This window comes from Pseudomonas sp. R3-57 (assembly GCF_051132065.1).
In the GTDB taxonomy this organism is placed as follows: Bacteria; Pseudomonadota; Gammaproteobacteria; order Pseudomonadales; family Pseudomonadaceae; genus Aquipseudomonas.
Genome location: NZ_CP071655.1, coordinates 3,553,713 through 3,573,568 on the forward strand (window position 1 = coordinate 3,553,713; position 19,856 = coordinate 3,573,568).

At 60.9% G+C, this 19,856-nt stretch carries 15 protein-coding genes; 13 read left to right on the forward strand and 2 right to left on the reverse strand.

All coding sequences use genetic code 11. The features are described 5' to 3' along the window. Positions 1-167 precede the first annotated feature (167 nt). The 6 genes from J3P93_RS15855 to J3P93_RS15880 all read left to right on the forward strand — a co-directional run bounded on the left by J3P93_RS15855 (position 168) and on the right by J3P93_RS15880 (position 5,260). Positions 168-1,601: a PLP-dependent aminotransferase family protein gene (locus J3P93_RS15855; RefSeq protein WP_434589413.1), complete on the forward strand. Its 1,434-nt coding sequence runs from the start codon at positions 168-170 to the stop codon at positions 1,599-1,601. A 123-nt stretch (positions 1,602-1,724) separates the two neighbouring features. Continuing rightward, entirely contained in the window at positions 1,725-2,018 is a 294-nt protein-coding gene (locus J3P93_RS15860; RefSeq protein ID WP_434589414.1) for a putative quinol monooxygenase, read from the forward strand. A gap of 297 nt (positions 2,019-2,315) precedes the next feature. Further along, on the forward strand, positions 2,316-2,717 hold the full coding sequence (locus tag J3P93_RS15865; protein WP_434589416.1) for a cupin domain-containing protein: 402 nt from the start codon (positions 2,316-2,318) through the stop codon (positions 2,715-2,717). Positions 2,718-2,934: 217 nt separating this feature from the next. Next, the gene (locus J3P93_RS15870) at positions 2,935-3,648 is read left to right on the forward strand and encodes an ATPase (RefSeq protein ID WP_434589418.1); all 714 of its coding nucleotides are present in this window, start codon (positions 2,935-2,937) and stop codon (positions 3,646-3,648) included. A 389-nt stretch (positions 3,649-4,037) separates the two neighbouring features. Beyond that, on the forward strand, positions 4,038-4,670 hold the full coding sequence (locus J3P93_RS15875) for a hypothetical protein (protein ID WP_434589420.1): 633 nt from the start codon (positions 4,038-4,040) through the stop codon (positions 4,668-4,670). After that, a complete protein-coding gene (locus J3P93_RS15880; protein WP_434598403.1) occupies positions 4,571-5,260 on the forward strand; it encodes a delta-60 repeat domain-containing protein in 690 nt (229 codons plus the stop codon). Before J3P93_RS15875 ends, J3P93_RS15880 begins: the two co-directional genes overlap by 100 nt. Positions 5,261-5,316: 56 nt before the next feature. On the opposite strand, the gene J3P93_RS15885 is transcribed toward J3P93_RS15880, so the two are convergent. Both J3P93_RS15885 and J3P93_RS15890 read right to left on the reverse strand, forming a co-directional pair. After that, positions 5,317-10,212 (reverse strand): NAD-glutamate dehydrogenase, encoded by a 4,896-nt coding sequence (locus J3P93_RS15885; protein WP_434589422.1) that lies wholly within the window; start codon positions 10,210-10,212, stop codon positions 5,317-5,319. Positions 10,213-10,692: 480 nt separating this feature from the next. Further along, entirely contained in the window at positions 10,693-12,087 is a 1,395-nt protein-coding gene (locus J3P93_RS15890; RefSeq protein ID WP_434589424.1) for a hypothetical protein, read from the reverse strand. Positions 12,088-12,380: 293 nt separating this feature from the next. Between J3P93_RS15890 and J3P93_RS15895 the strand changes: the two genes are divergently transcribed. The 7 genes from J3P93_RS15895 (at position 12,381) to J3P93_RS15925 (ending at position 19,846) form a co-directional block, all read left to right on the forward strand. Further along, positions 12,381-12,734: a hypothetical protein gene (locus J3P93_RS15895; protein WP_434589426.1), complete on the forward strand. Its 354-nt coding sequence runs from the start codon at positions 12,381-12,383 to the stop codon at positions 12,732-12,734. 266 nt (positions 12,735-13,000) lie between these two features. Further along, positions 13,001-13,960, forward strand: coding sequence for an AAA family ATPase (locus J3P93_RS15900; RefSeq protein ID WP_007913915.1), 960 nt, complete (start codon positions 13,001-13,003; stop codon positions 13,958-13,960). A gap of 5 nt (positions 13,961-13,965) precedes the next feature. Beyond that, positions 13,966-14,910 (forward strand): DUF58 domain-containing protein, encoded by a 945-nt coding sequence (locus J3P93_RS15905; protein WP_090282951.1) that lies wholly within the window; start codon positions 13,966-13,968, stop codon positions 14,908-14,910. Then, positions 14,907-15,404 (forward strand): DUF4381 domain-containing protein, encoded by a 498-nt coding sequence (locus tag J3P93_RS15910; RefSeq protein WP_434589429.1) that lies wholly within the window; start codon positions 14,907-14,909, stop codon positions 15,402-15,404. Before J3P93_RS15905 ends, J3P93_RS15910 begins: the two co-directional genes overlap by 4 nt. After that, complete coding sequence (locus J3P93_RS15915; protein WP_434589431.1) at positions 15,397-16,476, forward strand: vWA domain-containing protein; 1,080 nt, start codon at positions 15,397-15,399, stop codon at positions 16,474-16,476. Before J3P93_RS15910 ends, J3P93_RS15915 begins: the two co-directional genes overlap by 8 nt. After that, positions 16,473-18,212 carry a tetratricopeptide repeat protein gene (locus J3P93_RS15920; protein ID WP_434589433.1) on the forward strand — a complete coding sequence of 580 codons (1,740 nt, stop codon included), beginning with the start codon at positions 16,473-16,475 and terminating at the stop codon, positions 18,210-18,212. The genes J3P93_RS15915 and J3P93_RS15920 overlap by 4 nt, the downstream gene beginning before the upstream one ends. Then, complete coding sequence (locus tag J3P93_RS15925) at positions 18,209-19,846, forward strand: BatD family protein (RefSeq protein ID WP_434589435.1); 1,638 nt, start codon at positions 18,209-18,211, stop codon at positions 19,844-19,846. Before J3P93_RS15920 ends, J3P93_RS15925 begins: the two co-directional genes overlap by 4 nt. Positions 19,847-19,856: the final 10 nt, after the last annotated feature.

A 19,856-nucleotide genomic window follows, 5' to 3' on the forward strand; every position in this document is an offset into this window, starting at 1 on the left:
GTGTCGGTTGGTTAATTGGTGCCTGACACACCGCTATCGCGAGCAGGCTCACTCCTACGGGGGTTTTAGGCCAATTCCGGGTATTTGCGGTAGACAACTACTGCCAACCCCGCAACAGCGCTAATCTGCCCGACACTTCATTCACCGCCCCCCGGAGCCCCATCGGTATGGAACTTCATGTCGTGATCAACGGCCGCAAGGATCTGGCCGGTCAGTTGTATCAGCAACTGCGCGGGGCGATCGAATCCGGGCGGCTGGCGGCGGGTACGCAATTGCCGCCGAGCCGCTTGCTCGCCGAGCAACTGGGTATCTCGCGCAAGACTATTTCCGACACCTACGCGCAGCTGACCTACGAAAACTTCCTCACCGGGGTGATCGGCAAAGGCACCTACGTCAACGCCCGCGCGGCGCAGATCCAGCGCAAGCAGAGCCACAGCGAACTGGCCAGCGCCGAGGTGATCGAGAGCTGGTGCAATCTGCCGGTATTCCTGCGCCATCCAACGCTGGCCGGCTCGTTGCGTTACGACTTCATCGGCGGCGCCACCAGCAAGGGCCAGTTCCCCCACGATGACTGGCGCCGCTGCGTGTCCCACGCGATGCGCCAGATGGCCCAGTCCAAAGGCTTTTACAGCCTGCCCGAAGGCCTGCCGGCGCTGCGCAACGCGATTGCCCGACACATCGCGTTTTCGCGCGGGGTCAATTGTCAGGACGAAGACATCGTCGTGTGCAACGGCGCGCAACAGGCGCTGGACCTGATCAGCCGCGTGCTGACCCGGCCGGGGAGTCTGGTGGCGATGGAAGATCCCGGTTATCCGCCGGCTCGCCTGCTGTTCGGCACCCATGGCGCGGAGGTGGTCGGCGTTCCGGTGGATGCCGAAGGCATGCAGGTCGAGCACATCCCCGACGGCACGCGCCTCATCTATGTCACGCCCTCGCACCAGTTCCCGCTGGGCATGCCGATGAGTCATGCACGACGTGAGGCCCTGCTGGCCCGCGCCCATGAGCTGGGCGCAATCATCATCGAAGACGACTACGACAGCGAGTTCCGCTACGAAGGCCGGCCGACCGATTCGCTGTTCAGCCTCGACCAGCGCGGCATCGTCGCGTACGTCGGCACCTTCTCGAAAACACTGCTGCCGGAGCTGCGTCTGGGTTACGCGATTCTGCCGCCGGCGATCCTCGAAGCGGTGATCCGCGCCAAGCAACTGACCGACCTGCACGCCTCGACCCTGCCGCAATGGGCGCTGGCCAAGTTCATCGCCGAGGGTTGCCTGCTCAAGCACATTCGCCGCTGCCACACCATTTACGCGCAACGCCGCGAGCGCATTCTGGCGCGCATGGCCGATGATCTGTCGCCGTGGCTGGAAGCGGTGCCACCGAGTGCCGGGTTCCACATGACGGTGTGGTGCAAGGTGCCGATCGACTTGCCGCTGGTGATTGAACTGGCGAAAAAGGTCGAAGTCGGGCTGTACGCGATCAACGGTTTCTACTACCAGCAGCCGGCGAAAAACGGCCTGTATTTCGGCTTCGGCGCGATCGAAACCCTGGACATCGACACCGCGCTGGATCGCCTGCGCGACATCCTCGAACAGCTCGCCTGAGCCATTGGCCTAAGGATTTAACCGCCGATTGGTTATTGGTCTTCGAGGGTTGCAGGCCTATTCTGCACAGGCGTTATCCCTCAATGAGCAGGATTCGTCCGGCCTGATTCAGGAGTGTTAGCAATGTCCAACGAAGTGATCAACACCGTGCAGGTGCAGGCTGCTGCCGGCCGTTCGGAGGAGCTGGGCAAGCAATTGCAGAAAATCGTAGACACTCTGCGCGCAACCCCGGGCTGCGATTCCTACCTGGTCGACCGCTGCCCCGAAGACAATCACCGCTGGATGGTCAGCGCACGCTGGCAGTCGGAAGCGGCGATGCAAGCGCATTTCAACCGGCCCGAAGCGCAGGGGTTTATCGACCTGATCGATAGCCGCTTGGCCAATAGTGTGGATTTCAACAGCTTTCCCATCGTCTGACCCGGCCCCTTCGCGAGCAGGCTCGCGAAGGCGTCAGCCTGGTCAACATTGGTATTGTCTGACCCACCGCTATCGCGAGCAGGCTCACTCCTACAAGGTTATGTGTTGCTCACAATATGGCTGAGCACCCTCGAACCCTGTGGGAGCGAGCCTGCTCGCGAAGGCGTCCTGCGCCGCACCAAAAATCTCTCTGACACCAACAATTGGTCACCCCAACTTCCCGAACATTGGCCGTTTGAATGCCCCAACCTGCGGACTACTGTGATCAGCAACACTCAACCTCACAGGTAACCCGCCATGAAAGCCCTGCCCCTGCTCGCCGCCGCCCTCGCCTTCAGCCTTTCGACCGCCGCCCTGGCCCACGACCCCTCGGAAAAAGTCACCGTGCTGCAAGAGCAACTGCTGAAAAACGCCCCCGGCAAAAAAGCCATGATGATCGAAGTCGACTACCAGCCCGGCCAGTCGTCCATCGCCCACAAACACGACGGCACGGCGATGGCATATGTGCTGGAAGGCGAAGTGGTTTCCCAGGTCAAAGGTGAACAGCCGGTCACTTACAAGAGAGGTCAATTCTGGTACGAAGCGGCCGGCTCCGAACATCTGGTGTCGAAAAACGCCAGCCAGAGCAAGCCTGCCAAGCTGCTGGTGTTCATGGTCCTGGCCCCCGATGAACCAGTGCTGATCCCGCTGAAAAACTGATGGCTGCACAACCAACCATAAATAAACCGGCGCCAATCGTGGATTGGCGCTTTTTAATTGCCACGAGTGGTTAAGCGGCGCCGGTTACAGCAAAACGAACTAGTAAAGCGCATTTGCCTCAGCCAATTGTCAGGTGGGCGGGTTTAGTCTGAATAAATCGCCGTCACACGCGACACTCAGAACTTTCCGACTGCTGTTGTCTCACGGGAGTAACACCATGAACCGTGCGTTAGTCAGTGCCTTTGCTTTATCGCTGTTAGCCCTGTCCGCCTGCTCGGTGCCCACCGCGCCGCAAGCAGTTTCATCCCTCGACACGCTCCTGCCCCACCCGACCGGCCGCAGCAGCGCAACCCTGGTGAAAAGCGGCCCCGGCGTGTCCCTTGGCGTGATCTACAGCCCAAGCACCCAGACCAATCGCCAATACCTGCGCGACTATCAAGCCAACGCCGGTACCGGTTTCGGCCAGAGCCTGCTGGTGCAATCGATCCACGACGCTTACGTCGCCAGTTCAAAACCGGACATGGCGGTGGAATGGGTCAACGCCTCCCTGCAACGCCAGTTCGGCGCGGTGACGGTCTACCCGGACATGCAAAGCCTGCGCGCTGCCAAGCCGGATGTGGTGGCGATCGTCGACACCCACAGCCAGTTGATCACCTCGCGCAGCTCCGACGTCAAAGCCAATGTCAGTGCCGATTTTTATGATGCGCAACTGAACTACATCGGCACGGCGAAAGGCTCCGAGGCCAGAGAACTGACACCGGTGTGGGCGGATTTCAAACGTTCGGAGGAGATTGTTGCCGATATCAATCAGCAGCAGGACGTGCAGGTTCGAGCGTTGCAAGAATTTGATCGGTCGCTGAGCAATCTAGTGGCGCGGCCGGCGGGGGCTGTGTCGATGCTCGAAGATAAACAAGCTCAGAAGTTGTATTGAATCAAAATGCGCTATCGCGAGCAGGCTCACTCCTACAATTGGAATGCGTACCCCTTGTAGGAGTGAGCCTGCTCGCGATAGCGCCAGAACAGACACCACAAAACCAACTCGCGAAGAGGCCGGAAAAGCCGGCTCAAAACCCACAGACGTAAAAAAGCCCCGGCAATCTCACAATGCAGGGGCTTCTTTATTGAATTCTTGGCAACAATCTAATGCTGTTCGACTAGCAAAGTAGCAAGCTCAGATGCGCCGACCAAAGTGGTCCAACACGCATTCCATTGCTTGTCTACTGTCAGGTTTTACAGTAGACAGCCTTGTATGTTCGACACCTAATAAGTCCACGCTTTGTGAAGTCATCCATGACAGGGCGCCAACTCGTGGAGAAGACAATGGAAAATCGCAGTGATAAAGCAGGTGAACTTGATAGCTCATTCGGCGCTGGCGGCATCGCTTTACCCGAACGCGCTGGTATCTTTTCTGGAATGACGACGGACAGACATAACCGTATTTACGCCGCAGGCAGGTCAACAGATGATCAATTTTATGTTGCCCGTTTAACTCCGGAAGGGCAGCTCGATTCCAAACTCAACGGGGTTGGATATATCTATGGGTCTTTCGGTGAAAGTTCTAAGTCTCAGGCTTACACGGTCAATGTCGATGACAAAGATCGGATTCTGATCGTCGGTGATCAATACAATTTTTTTGGTCCTGTCTGTATTGCCCGCTTCACCACAGATGGCAAACCGGACACGACGTTTGGCATAAATGGCGAAGTGGTACTAACGCTACCAACATCGTCTAAAAAATCTACCGCCAAGGATTATGAGTTTGACAGCGACAGCTCGCAATCCAATGCGTGTACTGTAACCAGTGACGGCAAAATCTTTTCAGCAGAGCGGGCAATGGATTTAATCCCTTTCTCATCCGACTTACAGAAACTGGGAAATTGGACACAACATTCAACCGCAGCGGTTATGCTGAAGTCTGTTACATGGGTCAAGACGTATACCCAAGCTCACTAAGCATCATCAAGGGAGAGCGAATAGTCGTCAGCGCTTTCACTATCGAAGAATCAACTCACTATGGATTACTGGTGGGTTACAATCTGGATGGAACACTCGACGAATCATTCGCGGACAAAGGTTACGCTCTCCTCGGAGCACCAACTTATAAACGCTCTGAAGTTTGGGATTTACAACAGACGCAAGGCGGGCTGCTATTGGCGATCGGGAGAGGTATCTCTGAGGAGTCACATAGAGGAGGTTTCCTGACAAGACTGCACGAGAATGGCCGAGCCGACCCGACGTTCAATTTAGGCAAGCCAATATTCACCCCCGCAGGGCTGCTGGACGAGTTGATGGCAGGTGCAGTCCAGGCTGACGGAAAAATAATACTGGCGGGTTCAAAATTCCATGAAACTGGCGGCGCACTGGTGCGTTACGACCCGGACGGTAGCCCCGATATAAGCTTTGGCAATGCGGGTATCACGCATTTCCCCAGCGTCGGCGATGCCAGGCTGGTGAAGCTGCAACAGGACGGTCTCATCCTTGCAGGCGGAGCCGTCTCTCCGGATGGTTCTAGAGTCGCGGCTGTATTGCGGTATCACCCATAAACAAGAAAAAAGCCCCGGCATCTCACGATACCGGGGGTTTTTCATTCAACCACTACTTACGCCAGTTCCAGCTCGGCATTCGCAGCAGCCACAGGCACGATCGTCTGCCCGCTCAACGCCAGATCCAGCAATTCACGGTTGGCGACGGCATACATGGCGTAGTCCGTGCCGCTCGCGGCGCGGATTTCCACCAGCATGGCGCGCCAGCGCGAGATCATGCTTTCGTGCTGTTCCATCCACAGCGCCAGGCGTGTTTCCACGTCCTGAGTGCCGTCGCCCTGTTGCAGGACGGAGATGGTGATCGCGCGTTGCTGCCAGTCGACGTCGTCACGGAACGCTTCACGGGCCAGCGCCTGCCAGTTGTTTTCAACCGGCAGCGCGCTGATCTGTTGCAGGTACCAGGTCACGTCCAGCGCCGAACCGACGGCGAAGTAGGCCTTGGCCACTTCGGCCGGGTTCTGCCCGGTGACGTCGGAGGCTTCGATGATCGGCAGCAGCGTGTAAAGGTGCGAAGTGCCTGCAACCATACGCGCCAGCAGCTCCGGCACACCGGCAGCGACGTAAGCCTGATAACGCGCCTGCCAGTTTTCGCGGATTTCGCCGCTGAGCAGTTCGTCGAGTTTCAGACCTAGCTCTTTCAGGTGCGGACCGAAGTGCGCGACGTCACGGGCAGCGTTCTGCTCGTTGCGACGGGCACGCAGGAACCAGCGCGTGGCGCGGCGACCCAGACGCATCAGCTCGTCCATCAGCTCCAGTTGCACGTCAGCGGAGACCTGATAGTCCAGCGCTTCGATCTGCCGGAACCAGTGCGGGAGGTGGAAAATGTCGCGCACAATCACATAAGCACCGGCCACGTTCGCCGGGCTCATGCCGGTCGACTCTTTGAGTCGTTGAACGAAGGTGATGCCCATGTGGTTGACCAGATCGTTGGCAATCTGGGTGCTGACGATCTCGCGCTTCAGACGATGGCGGCGCATGGCTTCGGAGAACTTGCTGACCAGGGTCGGCGGGAACGCCGTTTCCATGTCGCGGGTCAGGTAATCGTCATCCGGCACCTGCGAGCCCAGCAACTGCTCCTTGAGGTCGATCTTGCTGTAGGAAATCAACACCGACAGCTCAGGACGCGTCAGGCCGTGGCCTTCAGCGATACGCTCGGCCAATTGCTCTTCGGTCGGCAGGAACTCGATGGCACGATCCAGCTTGCCGCGGCCTTCCAGATCGCTCATCAGACGCTTGTACTCAGCGATGCGCGCATACGCACGACGCGCCGCCAGGGACAGGGCCTGAGTCTGCTTGTAGTTGTTGCCCAGCACCAGATTGCCGACTTCGTCGGTCATGCTCGCCAGCAACTGGTTGCGTTGCTTGTCGGTCATGTCACCGGCCTGAACCACTTCGTTCAGCAGGATCTTGATGTTCACTTCGTGGTCGGAGCAGTCCACGCCACCGGCGTTGTCGATGAAGTCGGTGTTGGAACCGCCGCCATTGAGACCGAACTCCACACGACCCAGTTGGGTCATGCCGAGGTTACCGCCCTCGCCCACGACTTTGCAGCGCAGCTCGTTGCCGTTGACGCGCAATGCATCGTTGGCCTTGTCGCCGACGTCGGCATGGCTTTCGGTGCTGGCCTTGACGTACGTGCCGATACCGCCGTTCCACAACAGATCCACCGGCGCCTTGAGCAAGGCATTGAGCAGTTCGGTCGGGGTCAGCTTGTCGGCCTTGATGTCGAAGCGTTCTTGCATCTGCGGGCTGATCGCGATGCTCTTCGCGCTGCGCGAGAAGATCCCGCCACCTTCGGACATGATGCTGGTGTCGTAGTCGGTCCAGGCCGAACGCGGCAGGTCGAACAGACGCTGACGCTCGACGAAGCTGGTCGCCGGGTTCGGGTTTGGATCGATGAAGATGTGCATGTGGTTGAAGGCCGCGACCAGTTGCAGCTTGTCGGACATCAACAGGCCGTTACCGAACACGTCACCGGCCATGTCGCCGACGCCGACCACAGTGATGCTGTCTTCCTGAACATTGATGCCGCGCTCGCGGAAGTGGCGTTGTACGCCAACCCACGCGCCTTTGGCGGTGATGCCCATTTTCTTGTGGTCGTAACCAGCCGAACCACCGGAGGCAAATGCGTCACCCAGCCAGAAGCCGTAGTCGATGGCGATGCCGTTGGCGATGTCGGAGAAGGTTGCAGTGCCCTTGTCTGCTGCCACGACCAGGTACGGGTCATCGTCGTCATGACGCACGACGTTGGCCGGCGGTACCAGCGCACCGTCCTTCAGGTTGTCGGTGATGTCCAGCAGACCGGAAATGAAGATGCGGTAGCAGGCGATGCCCTCGGCCGCGATCTCGTCACGGCTGCCGCCCAGTGGCAGACGACGCGGCAGGAAGCCGCCCTTCGCGCCCACTGGCACGATGACCGAGTTCTTCACTTGCTGGGCTTTTACCAGGCCAAGAACTTCGGTACGGAAGTCTTCTTCACGGTCGGACCAGCGCAGGCCACCACGAGCGACGTTACCGAAGCGCAGGTGCACGCCTTCAACGCGTGGCGAGTAAACGAAGATTTCGAACTTCGGCACTGGCTTCGGCAGTTCAGGAATCGCGTGCGGGTTGAACTTGAAGCTGAAGTACGACTTGTTCTGGCCGTTGGCGTCAGTCTGATAGAAGTTGGTGCGCAGCGTGGCTTTGATCAGGTCGAGGTAACGACGCAGGATGCGGTCTTCGTTGAGCACCTGGACGTCGTCCAGTGCGGTCAGAATCGCTTGTTCCAGACGCAGTTGCTTGTCTTCCAGATCGTCGTCGCTGAGCTTGCGCGCCAGATAGAAGCGGGTCTTGAACAACCGGGTCAGTTCGCGAGCGATGTCGGTGTGGTTGTTCAGGGTGCTGGCGATGTAGCCCAGATCGAAGCCCAGACGAATCTGCTTCAGGTAACGCGCATAGGCACGCAGCAGCGCAACGTCGCGCCATGGCAGGCCGGCGGTCAGCACCAGACGGTTGAACGCATCGTTTTCGGCGTCGCCGCTGACGATGTGGACGAAGGCGTCCTGCAGGGTGTCGTTGAGTTGCTGGATGTCGAGGTCCAGGCCTTCAGCGGCGGTGAACGCAAAATCGTGAATCCAGAACTCGCGGCCATTGGTGTGACGCAGACGGTACGGGAATTCACCCAGCACGCGCAGGCCGAGGTTTTCCAGGATCGGCAATACGTCGGACAGCGCCAGCGGCGTGTCGGCGTGATACAGCTTGCAATGCAGCTCGCGCTGGCCGGAAACCTGGCCCAGCGGCTGATAGAAGCTCATCACCAGCGGATTTTTTTCGTTGAGGCTCAGCAGGTGCTGCATGTCGACCACGGCCGAATGCGCAGCGAAACGCTCGCGGTAGCCGGCCGGGAAGCCTTTCGGGAAATCCGCCAGCACGTTGGTGCCGTGGGCTTCGCCGAAGCTCTCGACGGTCAGTGCGGCGTAATCGTCCTGCCAGCTGCGGCAGGCCTGGACCACTTCTTTTTCCAGCAGCACCGGGTCGATGTCGAGACGGTTTTTCGGGTCGACCCGCAGAATCAACTGCACGCGCGCCAGTACCGACTCGGAGAAGAACGTCCAGAATTCGCAATCGGAGGCCTTCAGGCGCTCCATCAGCACTTGCTGGATCTTCTGGCGAACTTCGGTGGAATAGATGTCGCGCGGCACGTAGGCCAGGCAGTAGCAGAAACGCCCGTACGGGTCTTTGCGCAGGAACACGCGAATTTTGTTGCGTTCCTGGATCTGCACGATCGACATCACTGTGGTGAACAGTTCGTCGACCGGAGTCTGGAACAGATCATCACGCGGCAGCACTTCGAGTACCTGCGCCAGTTCCTTGCCCAGGTGAGCCTTGGACTGGAAGCCGGAGCGACGCTCGATTTCTTCGACCTTGCGGCGAATGAACGGAATGACCCGCACGCTTTCGCCATACACCGAGGAGGTGTACAGGCCCATGAAGCGGTGTTCCTTGATGACTTTGCCATCGGCGTCGATCTCGCGGATCGACACGTAGTCAGGGTAAGCCGGACGGTGCACACGGCTCGGGTGCGCGGCCTTGGCGAACGACAGTGGAGTCGGTTCACGCAGGTAGGCAACGGCGTAGTCTTCGATGCGCAGGTCTTCGTAGGTCAGGCCGGTGCGCAGCAGTTTGGTCAGGCCGAGGAAGGAGTTCTGGTCGTACTCGATGTGGCCGCCGTCGGCCTGATCGGTGACCACGAATTCTTCGTAGCCGAGGAAGGTGAAGTGGTTGCCCACCAGCCATTCCAGGAAGCTTTTGATTTCGTTCTTTTCATCGGCATCGATGGCGAATGCGCTGGCGTCGAGCTTGCCGAGGATTTCCTGGACCTTGGCTTTCATCGGCTCGAAATCGGCGACCGCGACGCGGACTTCACCGAGCACCTGTTCCAGCTCTTTGCTCAGCACGTTCAGCTCGGCCGCGTTGGCGCAGCGGTCGATTTCCAGGTACATCAGCGATTCGTGCAACACGTCTTCGCCGGTGCTGCCTTTTGGCAGGATTTCCAGCAGCTCGCCCTTGCTGCCACGGCGTACGCTGAGCACGGTGGTTTGCAGGGTGTGGATGCTGTAGCCGCGGCGGTTCAGCTCGGTGCGCACCGAGTCGACCAGGAATGGCAGGTCGTGGTGCAGGACTTCGACCGCAGTGTGGGTCGACTGCCAGCCGTGGCGTTCGTAATCGGGGTTGTAGACGCGCACTTGCGGTTGCGCGTGATCGAAGCGCTCAAGCAGGCGCCACGCGGAAAGAGTACAGCCAGCGAGGTCGGAGAGACGACGTTGAGTCAGCTCGTCCAGAGAAATGATGCCGAAGAATTGTTCAGCGAACAGCGCCACTTGTGGCAGTGCCTGTTCACTGATGTGCTGCGCCAGTGCCGCTTGCAGTTGGTGCTGGAAGTCGGCTTTGCTGGCTGCGGTGAAGAACGCCATCTGTGGTACTCCGCTTAAGCTTGTTATTGATGGAAAGCGTCGCGTGCAACACCCCTTTCGGGGCCTGTGTCGCCCTGTTCCTGATTCTCGGGCAGAGGAAACAGGGTGACAGGTGGGTGAAGCTGGACGAGACCCTCAGGTCACATTCACCTTCCATTGGATGGGCAGCTGCAAAAGCGACTGTCCTGACTGCCGACAATGCCTTTACGGGTGCCCATCCGATGCGCAGCTTAAAGGGTGCGACAATGTGTCTGCTTGCGGTGCTGCGACATATTCGGTCATCGGCACGTAAACAAAGGCCCGGGCATCGTTCAACACTAGCAGCCGTGACGAAAAATGGCGCAGCGAAAGCCCGGTTTTACGGCACATTCGTTCCACAAACCGCCGCGCCGCCGTTACATATCCGGAAACGAAAACGCCCAGAGTCGTGGTATCGACCCTGAGCGTGGCAGCCGGTTCAGCGCGGGTGCTTGATGCGGATCAGTCTGGCAGCGTTTCAAACGCCTTGAATTGACTCACCGTGGCACAGTCGTAACACATCACCTGCAAGGTCACTTTGTCCATGCTGGCGTCGATGTTGCTGGAGTCGCACTCGCGGCAGAACAATTGAATCTGACCGATCAGATCGCTGCCAAACGCTGTGCCGGAGAAAAACTGCGGCACCAGTTCATCGCGCCAGTACATGCCCGGCGACTTGGAAAACCCCGCGCCGCTGTCCTTGAGCACGACGTCATACAACAACCGCTGCAACGCAGTTTGCGGCACTCGAGAATCGCGGTGAGCGTTTTTGCGCCAGTTTCGCGCCAGCGCATCCTGCGCCGTGCCGAGCATGTTGCGCGGAATCGTATTGGAGGCGTGGCTGCGCCCTTTGGAATTGCCCGTGGCATAAAAGTGTGCGGCGTTGCGTACTCCCAGTCGGGCGAAGTAATACAGTTGGCTGACCGAGAAGTCCTGCAGCAACTGGTCGACGACGGCTTCGGCACGCGCCTCGGCGGTGAAGGCAAAACTGACCTCGTCGGCCAGCACATGGATGTAGCGAATCGATTCCTCTCGCGCCAGTTTGAAGATCAGTCCGTAGAGTTCACTCTTCCACGCCGTCTGAACGTCGCCGGACAGTTCCTGATACAGCGCCAGATACAAATGCTCTCGCGAACTGCGCCCGATGCCGTCCAGCGTGACATTGGCCAACCAGCGCACCGCCGCGTAATCGCTGATGGCGCAAGCATTGGCGCGGTCAAAGGCGCGGATATCGGAATCGGGCGCGACAGCCAGCAAACCGGCCTCGTGAAGACTTTTCAGCCAGTCCTCGCTGGCATCGTCCGAGAGTGCAAGGGCTTCGCTTCTGCACGGCGACGCCAGGGGCGCAATCGACTCGGCCTGCCGTCCACCGCCATCGTCAAGCAGCGCCAACAGCACAAGCTTTTGCGCAAACCCCAACGCGGTGTAAGCCACTGCGGCACTGGGGGCACCATAGCGCGCCTCGAGTTCGAGGCGATCACGCTGAGCCTGGGCCGCCAATTGCTGCTGCCGGACCTTGAAACACTCCTTGCACGTGCAAGGGTTACGGCGCCCATGGGCATCTGCCGCGAAATATCGATGATCGCAACGCACACACCTGAACGGATGACGCAGCGACACCGGCGTGCCTCTGGCGTGGCGACGCACCCACATCGGCAAATCGCAATAGGGACAGGCGAGATCCTGACTGACGATCGGTGGCAGTACTTTGAGCAAACTGCGCACAGTCTCGGGGATTTTGAATTCGGCCATGAGGACGGCGGTTTTTTCGCCGGCGAGATAACGCTGATACAGCGCTTCGATCTGTTCATCCGAGAGGTGGCTGATTTCCTCGGCGCGCTGGAAATACTGAGTCATGAAACAGGTCCTTTTTTTCAGTTCTGGATGCGCACTCCTTTGCGTTCAGCCAGCAAACTAAGGGCAACCTGGAGGCCAAAACAAGCGAAAACTCATAAAAAACGCCCTTTTCGCCCACGAGCCCCACTCCCTACAGCGCCATCGGAATATTCCTCGGCGAACGCTGCCTCCGGCTGAAGGACTTATCCTTCTTTTAGGCGTTTACGGCACAAGCAGGCGGCGCAAACGCCCAGACACTGGCAAAATCGCCTTTTCGATCACATCAGCGCCCTCGCCGGGCAGGAATTTCCCGTATGCAAATGACCACCGCCCTGCTCATCGTCAACCCGTGCGATGACGAAGAAGACAACATGGCCATGCTCTGCTGCCACAGCGACAAGGGCGAGATGTTCCTGATGAGCCGCTACCCGGATGAGGATGAGTTGGAGATCACGCTGGATGGCGAGCCTTCTACTCTCGACGGGGTCAAGGTCACCTTGAGTTCGAATCTGTTGAAGATCGAGATCGGCGCGGCGGATGCCGATGCGTTGAACGGGGATGATGTGCTGGAGATCAGCTTCAATCCGGATATGGTGGATATGGATGAGGTTGTCGAGACCTTGAAGAACATCCTTGATGGGACGGGTACCTTCATTAGCGAGATTTAATGGCGTCCGGACTGGCCCCATCGCGAGCAGGCTCACTCCTACAAGGGATCGGCGCACACCGACCTGTAGGAGTGAGCCTGCTCGCGATAGGGCCGGCACAGGCAACCAATCACTCACCTGCTACAAAAAAGCAACAAATCCCCCAATCATTTCCCGCACTTTGCGCAAAATGCCGTTAGTCGCCACCCCCCGCGATGGATTAAAGTAACGCCCCCAGCCACAGCGTTAGCGAACGCGTGGCTACCCCTTTGCAGGAACCGTCACCGATGGAACATCGTGAAGCGCTGCTGGCGCTGCGAACCTTTCTTTCAACGCAGATTCTCGGCCAGGAAAAGCTCATCGAGCGTTTGCTCATCGCCCTGCTCGCCGACGGCCACATGCTGGTCGAGGGCGCGCCGGGGCTGGCCAAGACCAAAGCGATCAAAGAGCTCGCCGAGGGCATCGAAGCCCAGTTCCATCGCATCCAGTTCACTCCTGACCTGTTGCCGGCCGACATCACCGGCACCGAGATCTATCGCCCGGAAACCGGCAGTTTCGTGTTCCAGCAAGGGCCGATCTTTCACAACCTGGTGCTGGCAGACGAAATCAACCGGGCCCCGGCCAAGGTTCAATCGGCCTTGCTCGAAGCGATGGCCGAGCGTCAGGTCAGCGTCGGGCGCAGCACCTATGAGCTGTCGCCGCTGTTTCTGGTGATGGCCACGCAGAACCCGATCGAGCAGGAAGGCACCTATCCGCTGCCTGAAGCGCAGCTCGACCGTTTCCTCATGCACGTCAAGATCGGTTTCCCGGACGCCGCCGTCGAGCGGCGCATTCTGCAGCAGGCCCGGGGCGAAGCGCTGAACGGCGAAACCAAACCCGAACGTCGCGTCAGCCAGCAGGCGATCTTCGCCGCGCGCAAGGAAATTCTTGGTTTGTACATGGCCGACGCCGTGGAGGAATACCTGGTGCAACTGGTCATGGCCACACGCAACCCGGCCAAGTTCGACCCGGAGATGGCCGAGTGGATTGCCTATGGCGCCAGCCCGCGCGGTTCGATCGCGCTGGACCGCTGCGCCCGCGCCCACGCCTGGCTGGCCGGTCGCGACTTCGTCAGCCCGGAAGACATTCAGGCGGTGCTGTTCGACGTGTTGCGCCACCGCATCATTCTGTCGTTTGAAGCCGAGGCCGCGGGCATCGATCAGGACCGCGTGGTGCAGCGGATTCTCGACGTCGTCGCCGTCGCTTGAGCCCCATGAACGCCGCCCTGCCCGCCGAGCCCGGTATCCGCATCAACCTCACCGAGTTGATCGAGATGCGTCACCGCGTGCGCGAGGTGCAGCTGTTTTCCACGCCAAGTCAGCGCAGCCCGCTGATCGGCCTGCATCACTCGAAATTTCGTGGGCGCGGCGTCGACTTCGATCAGGTGCGGGTCTATCAGGCCGGCGACGATGTGCGCACCATCGACTGGCGCGTGACGGCGCGTACCCAGGAACCGCACACCAAGCTGTTCCACGAAGAACGCGAACGACCGATTTTCATCATGGTCGAGCAAAGCACGCGGCTGTTCTTCGGCTCCGGGCTGATGTTCAAATCGGTGCTGGCGGCACAAGTGGCCGCGCTGATCGGCTGGGCCGCACTGGGTCACAACGACCGTGTCGGCGGGCTGGTATTTGGTGACAACGAGCATTACGAAATCAAACCGCGGCGCAGCAAACAGAGCCTGCTGCAATTGCTCAACCGGCTGGTCAAGGTCAATCAGTCGCTGCACAGCGAGCGTGAGCCGGATCGCGACGCCTTGGGCGTGGCTCTGCGCCGTGCCCGCGAGGTACTGCGCCCGGGCAGTCTGGTGATCGTGATCTGCGATGAGCGTGCCTTGTCCGACAGTGCCGAGCAGCAACTGAGCCTGCTGTCGCGGCATTGCGATCTGTTGCTGCTGCCGCTGTCCGACCCGCTCGATCACGCCCTGCCCGCCGCCGGGCTTTTGCGCTTCGCCCAGAAAGGCGCGCAACTGGAACTCGACACGCTGAACTTCGACCTGCGCCAGACCTATCGCGCCCAGGCCGAGGCGCGCATTGCTCGCTGGGAATTGCTCGCGCAGAAACTGCGGGTGCTGTTGATGCCACTCAGCACGCAAAGCGAAATGGTCGAGCAGATGCGCGAATTTCTCAATCCGCAGCGGCCGGGGACCGGTCGATGAACGGCCTCGAACAACTGCAACCGCTGATCTCTCCGCCGCCGATTGGCTTCTGGCCACCGGCGCCGGGCTGGTGGCTGTTACTGCTGCTGTTGCCGCTGCTGGGTTTCGCCGTGTGGAAGCTGCGCCGTTTCATTCCGGTCAGGAAACGCCCGGTGGTGCGCGCCGAACAGCCGCTCGACCCGGTGCGCATCGCCGCCCTCACCGAACTCGCACAAATGCCCAAACCCTATGACGGCGCGCCGGCCGGCACCTGGCTGCAGCAGCTCAACGGCCTGCTCAAACGCCTGTGTCGCAACCACTATCCCTACAGCCAGAGCCACACCCTCAACGGGCGTAAATGGCTGGCGTTTCTCGACAACCGCTGCCCGGCGGCGGGTCTGACGCGCTGGATGGTGCTGGTCGAAGGCGCCTACAAGCCGGAGTGCAAACTCGACGACAAAGCCATCGCTGGCCTGACCCAAGCGGTCGACACGTGGATTCGCAAACATGTTTGAGTTCGCCTGGCCGTGGATTTTCGTGCTGTTGCCGCTGCCGTGGCTGATGCGGGTGCTGCTGCCGGTGGCCGACAGCGGCGAGCCGGCGCTGAAAGTGAGTTTTCTCGCCGACCTCGAAGGCCTTGCCCGCCGCCGCGCCCGGGCCAATCTGCCTGCGTGGCGGCAGCAGGCGCCGTTCATCCTGTTGTGGTTGTTGCTGCTGGTCGCCGCCGCGCGCCCGCAATGGCTCGGCGAACCGCTGCCGATTGCCGCCAGTGGTCGCGATTTGTTGGTGGCGGTGGACGTGTCCGGTTCGATGGACTTTCCCGACATGCAGTGGCAGGACGAAGAAGTCAGCCGCCTGTCGCTCGTTCAGCATTTGCTCGGCGACTTTCTGGAAAGCCGCGAGGGTGACCGGGTCGGGCTGATTCTGTTCGGCAGCCAGGCCTATCTGCAAGCGCCACTGACTTTTGATCGGCGCACCGTGCGCATCTGGCTCGACGAGGCGCGGATCGGCATCGCCGGCAAGAACACCGCGATTGGCGATGCAATCGGTCTGGCGCTGAAACGCCTGCGCCTGCGTCCGGCACAAAGCCGCGTATTGATTCTGGTGACCGACGGCGCCAACAACGGCGGCGAAATCGATCCGCTGACGGCCGCCCGACTCGCCGCCAGCGAAGGCGTGAAAATCTACCCGATCGGCATCGGCGCCAACCCCGAAGACAGCGGCTCGACCGGCCTGCTCGGCGTCAATCCGAGCCTGGACCTCGACGAGCCGGCGCTCAAAGCCATCGCCGACGTCACCGGCGGGCAATACTTCCGCGCCCACGATGGCCTCGAGCTGCAAACCATCAAAGACGCACTCGACCAGCTCGAGCCGGTGACCCAGCAACCGACCCAGGCGCGCCCGGCCCAGGCCTTGTATCACTGGCCGCTGGCCTTGGCGCTGTGGTTGAGCCTGTTATTGGTCGCCCGCGAACTGTGGCCGGACAACCCGCTGCAACGCCTGCTCAACAAGGAACTGAATCTGCAAAGTCCGTTGCCTGACTGGCGCGAGCGACTCAAGCGCCTGCGCTTGCGGAGGCGTCGATGATCGCGCTCTGGCCGCACTGGTTCCGTCCCTGGTGGCTGCTGCTGTCGCCGCTACTGGGCTGGATGATCTGGCAGCTCTGGCACCGGCAGAAACGCGCCGGGCGCTGGCAGATGATTCTGCCGCCGGCCTTCCACGCCACCCTGCTCAGCGGGGGCAATGGCCGCGACAGCAAACTGCCGTGGGTCGCCCTCGGCGTGGCGTGGCTGCTGACCATTCTGGCGCTGCTCGGGCCGAGCTGGCAGCGCGTCGAACAGACCAGCCAGAAACCGGCCGACCCGTTGGTGGTGGTGCTGGAACTGACCGCGGAAATGCTCGCCACCGACTCGCCTCCGACGCGTCTGGAGCAGGCCCGGCGCAAGCTCTTCGACTTGTTGCAGGCGCGCAGCGATGCGCAGACCGCCATCGTCGTCTATGCCGGCAGCGCACACACACTGGTGCCGCTGTCGGATGATCTGGCGACCAGTCGCAATTTGCTTGATGCCTTGAAACCGTCGCTGATGCCACAAAGCGGTCACCGCGCCGATCTGGCTGTCAGCAAAGCTTTGGCGTTGCTGGAACAGGGTGCACTCGGCCAAGGGCGGATTTTGCTGATCGGCTCGTCACTCGATGAGCAAGAGCGCGACGGCATTCGTCGGGCGCTACGCGGGCAATCGGCGCAACTGCTGATGCTCGGAATTGGCACTGCCGAAGGTGCGCCGATTGCTCAGGAGGACGGCAGTTTCCTCAAGGACGAACAAGGCGCTATTCGCATTCCGCAACTCGACAGCCCCGGTCTGGCGACGTTCCTCGACAGCGTCGGTGGCGAATACCATCCGGCGCGTCTGGACGAAGGCGACCTCGGCGCGCTCGGCCTGCTCAACGGCCCGCGCAGTCTGCGCGACGATGGCCAGACCGTGCGCCTCGACACCTGGGCCGATCAGGGCTATTGGCTGCTGCTGCCGCTGTTGTTGCTCGCCGCGTGCGCCGGGCGTCGCGGCTGGCTGTTCTGTCTGCCGTTGCTGCTGTGCCTGCCACAACCGAGCTACGCTTTTGACTTTGAGGATTTGTGGCTGCGCCCCGATCAACAGGGCCTGCACCTGCTCAAACAGAAGCGCCCGGCCGAAGCCGCGCAACATTTTGAAGATCACCAATGGCAAGGGGTGGCGTTGTACGAGGCCGGCGACTACAGTGGCGCCGCCCAGCGCTTCGCCGAAGGCAGCGATGCCCGCGCCCACTACAATCGTGGCAATGCCTTGGCGAAAAGCGGCGAGCTGGAAGCGGCGATTGACGCCTATGAACAGGCGCTGGAACTGCAAGCGGATCTGCGTCCGGCGCAAACCAACAAGGCGCTGCTGGAAAATCTGCTCAAGCAGAAAAACGCCCCGCCGCCAGTTGAACCAGAGAGCAAGCCGAGCGAACAGCCCAGTCTGCCCGGCGAGGAACCTTCGCCCGCCAGCGCTCCGCCGCCAGCGGTCAGCAGCGAAAGCCCAAGCGAGGCGCAGACGGCCGAGTCGCCCAACGAGCCGCCACCGGCCACACCGCCGCAGCCCGGCCCCAATGAGGTGCCAGGCAGTAACGAGGCCGAAGAAACGGACACCGTGCCAACCCTGCGCCCGAGCGAGAACAATCTCGAAGGTGAGCAGCGTCAGGCACTGGAACAATGGCTGGGCAAGATCCCGGACGATCCGGGGGAACTGCTGCGGCGCAAATTCTGGTACGAACAGCAGCAACATCAGGATCAGGAAAACATTCGATGACCCGCTTCACCGCTCTCTTGCTGCCCCTGCTGATCTGCTCGGCCACCGCCCAGGCGGCCGAGCTGACCGCCAGCGTGGATCGCAGTCGCCTGAACTCCGGCGAGACGGTCGAACTCACCCTCGAGACGGATGACGTCACGCAGTTCGGCAAGCCCGACCTGACTGCGCTGGAACCGCTGTTCGAGGTGCGCGGCACACGCCAGGTCAACCAGTTGAATACCCTTAACGGTGCCAACCGCGCGACCACACGCTGGATCATTACTCTGCTGCCGAAAGAAAACGGCACCGTAGTGATTCCGCCGCTGCAGTTGGGCGAGGCGCAGAGCCAGCCGATCACCGTGCAAGTCATCGAGAGCGACACCCGCGAAAGCCAGAACAGCCTCGACCCGGTGTTCATCGAAGCCAGCCTCGATCAGTCCAGCGTCTATGTGCAGGCGCAGGCGATTCTGACACTGCGCATCTACCATTCGGTGTCGCTGTACGACGACAGCAGCCTGACCCCGCTGCACATCGCCGATGCGCGCATCGAGCAACTGGGCGACACGCGCACCTACGAAAAAGACCTCAACGGTGTGCGCCACGGGGTGATCGAGATGCGCTATGCAATTTATCCGCAGCACAGCGGCTTGCTGACCATCGCCCCGCAGACTTTCAGCGCCACGCTGGTCGACACGCAGCCGTCTCAAGACGCGAATGCTCAGGGGCCGAAACCGGGCAAACTGATGCGCGTCAGCTCCGCGGAAATCCCGCTGACCGTTAAACCCAAACCGCTGACCTACCCGGTCGACGCGCCCTGGCTACCCGCGCGCAGCCTGAGCCTGAGCGAAAGCTGGAACCCCGAGCCCGAGCACACTCAGGTCGGCGACTCACTGACCCGCAGCCTGACCCTGAAAGTCGAAGGCCTCGCCAGCTCGCAACTCCCCGCCCTGCCCGCCACCGACGTCGCCGGCCTGCGCCGCTATCCCGACCAACCGGTGCTGAGCAACCAGAGCAGCGAGCGCGGCCTCATCGGCAGCCGCGAAGAACGCGAAGCGCTGGTGCCCAATCGTAGTGGCGCGATCGACCTGCCGACCGTCGACGTAGTCTGGTGGAACACCTTTGAAGACCATCTCGAACACAGCAGCCTGCCCGCGCGCACCCTGCAAGTGGCCAACAACCCGAGCCTGCAAATCGACACCCCGGCCGGCACCCTGCAACCGAGCAGCGTCGACAACGAGGTGTTGTGGTGGTGGAAACTCAGCACCCTGATCCTCGCCTGCACCACCCTGCTCGGCTTCGGCCTGTGGTGGCGCGCCCGCTGGCAACCGGCAATCCACCGCGCCGCCCAGACCGGCCCGAGCCCACGCACCCTGATGGACGACATCAAGCGTGCGAGTCAGGCCAATGATCCGCAAGCCACGCGCCAGGCACTGGATGCCTGGGCGCGTCAGCAACCAGAGACACTGGCGGACATGGCGGCGCGGTTTGTGCCGCTGTCGGATGCGCTGGATGGGCTGAATGGCGCGCTGTACAGCGAGACGGGGCAGCATTGGCAAGGTGAGGATTTGTGGCGGGCGATCCGCACGATACCGCCGGCGGAGCGGGTGCAGGATCCGGTGGGTGACAGTGGGTTGCCGCCGCTTTATCCGAAGTGACCGCGCTCAC

Bases quoted from the DNA above. Each gene is read 5' to 3' on its own strand.
- J3P93_RS15855 (WP_434589413.1), top strand. From the start codon at position 168: ATGGAACTTCATGTCGTGATCAACGGCCGCAAGGATCTGGCCGGTCAG.
- J3P93_RS15860 (WP_434589414.1), top strand. From the start codon at position 1,725: ATGTCCAACGAAGTGATCAACACCGTGCAGGTGCAGGCTGCTGCCGGC.
- J3P93_RS15865 (WP_434589416.1), top strand. From the start codon at position 2,316: ATGAAAGCCCTGCCCCTGCTCGCCGCCGCCCTCGCCTTCAGCCTTTCG.
- J3P93_RS15870 (WP_434589418.1), top strand. From the start codon at position 2,935: ATGAACCGTGCGTTAGTCAGTGCCTTTGCTTTATCGCTGTTAGCCCTG.
- J3P93_RS15875 (WP_434589420.1), top strand. From the start codon at position 4,038: ATGGAAAATCGCAGTGATAAAGCAGGTGAACTTGATAGCTCATTCGGC.
- J3P93_RS15885 (WP_434589422.1), bottom strand. From the start codon at position 10,212: ATGGCGTTCTTCACCGCAGCCAGCAAAGCCGACTTCCAGCACCAACTG.
- J3P93_RS15890 (WP_434589424.1), bottom strand. From the start codon at position 12,087: ATGACTCAGTATTTCCAGCGCGCCGAGGAAATCAGCCACCTCTCGGAT.
- J3P93_RS15895 (WP_434589426.1), top strand. From the start codon at position 12,381: ATGCAAATGACCACCGCCCTGCTCATCGTCAACCCGTGCGATGACGAA.
- J3P93_RS15900 (WP_007913915.1), top strand. From the start codon at position 13,001: ATGGAACATCGTGAAGCGCTGCTGGCGCTGCGAACCTTTCTTTCAACG.
- J3P93_RS15905 (WP_090282951.1), top strand. From the start codon at position 13,966: ATGAACGCCGCCCTGCCCGCCGAGCCCGGTATCCGCATCAACCTCACC.
- J3P93_RS15910 (WP_434589429.1), top strand. From the start codon at position 14,907: ATGAACGGCCTCGAACAACTGCAACCGCTGATCTCTCCGCCGCCGATT.
- J3P93_RS15915 (WP_434589431.1), top strand. From the start codon at position 15,397: ATGTTTGAGTTCGCCTGGCCGTGGATTTTCGTGCTGTTGCCGCTGCCG.
- J3P93_RS15920 (WP_434589433.1), top strand. From the start codon at position 16,473: ATGATCGCGCTCTGGCCGCACTGGTTCCGTCCCTGGTGGCTGCTGCTG.
- J3P93_RS15925 (WP_434589435.1), top strand. From the start codon at position 18,209: ATGACCCGCTTCACCGCTCTCTTGCTGCCCCTGCTGATCTGCTCGGCC.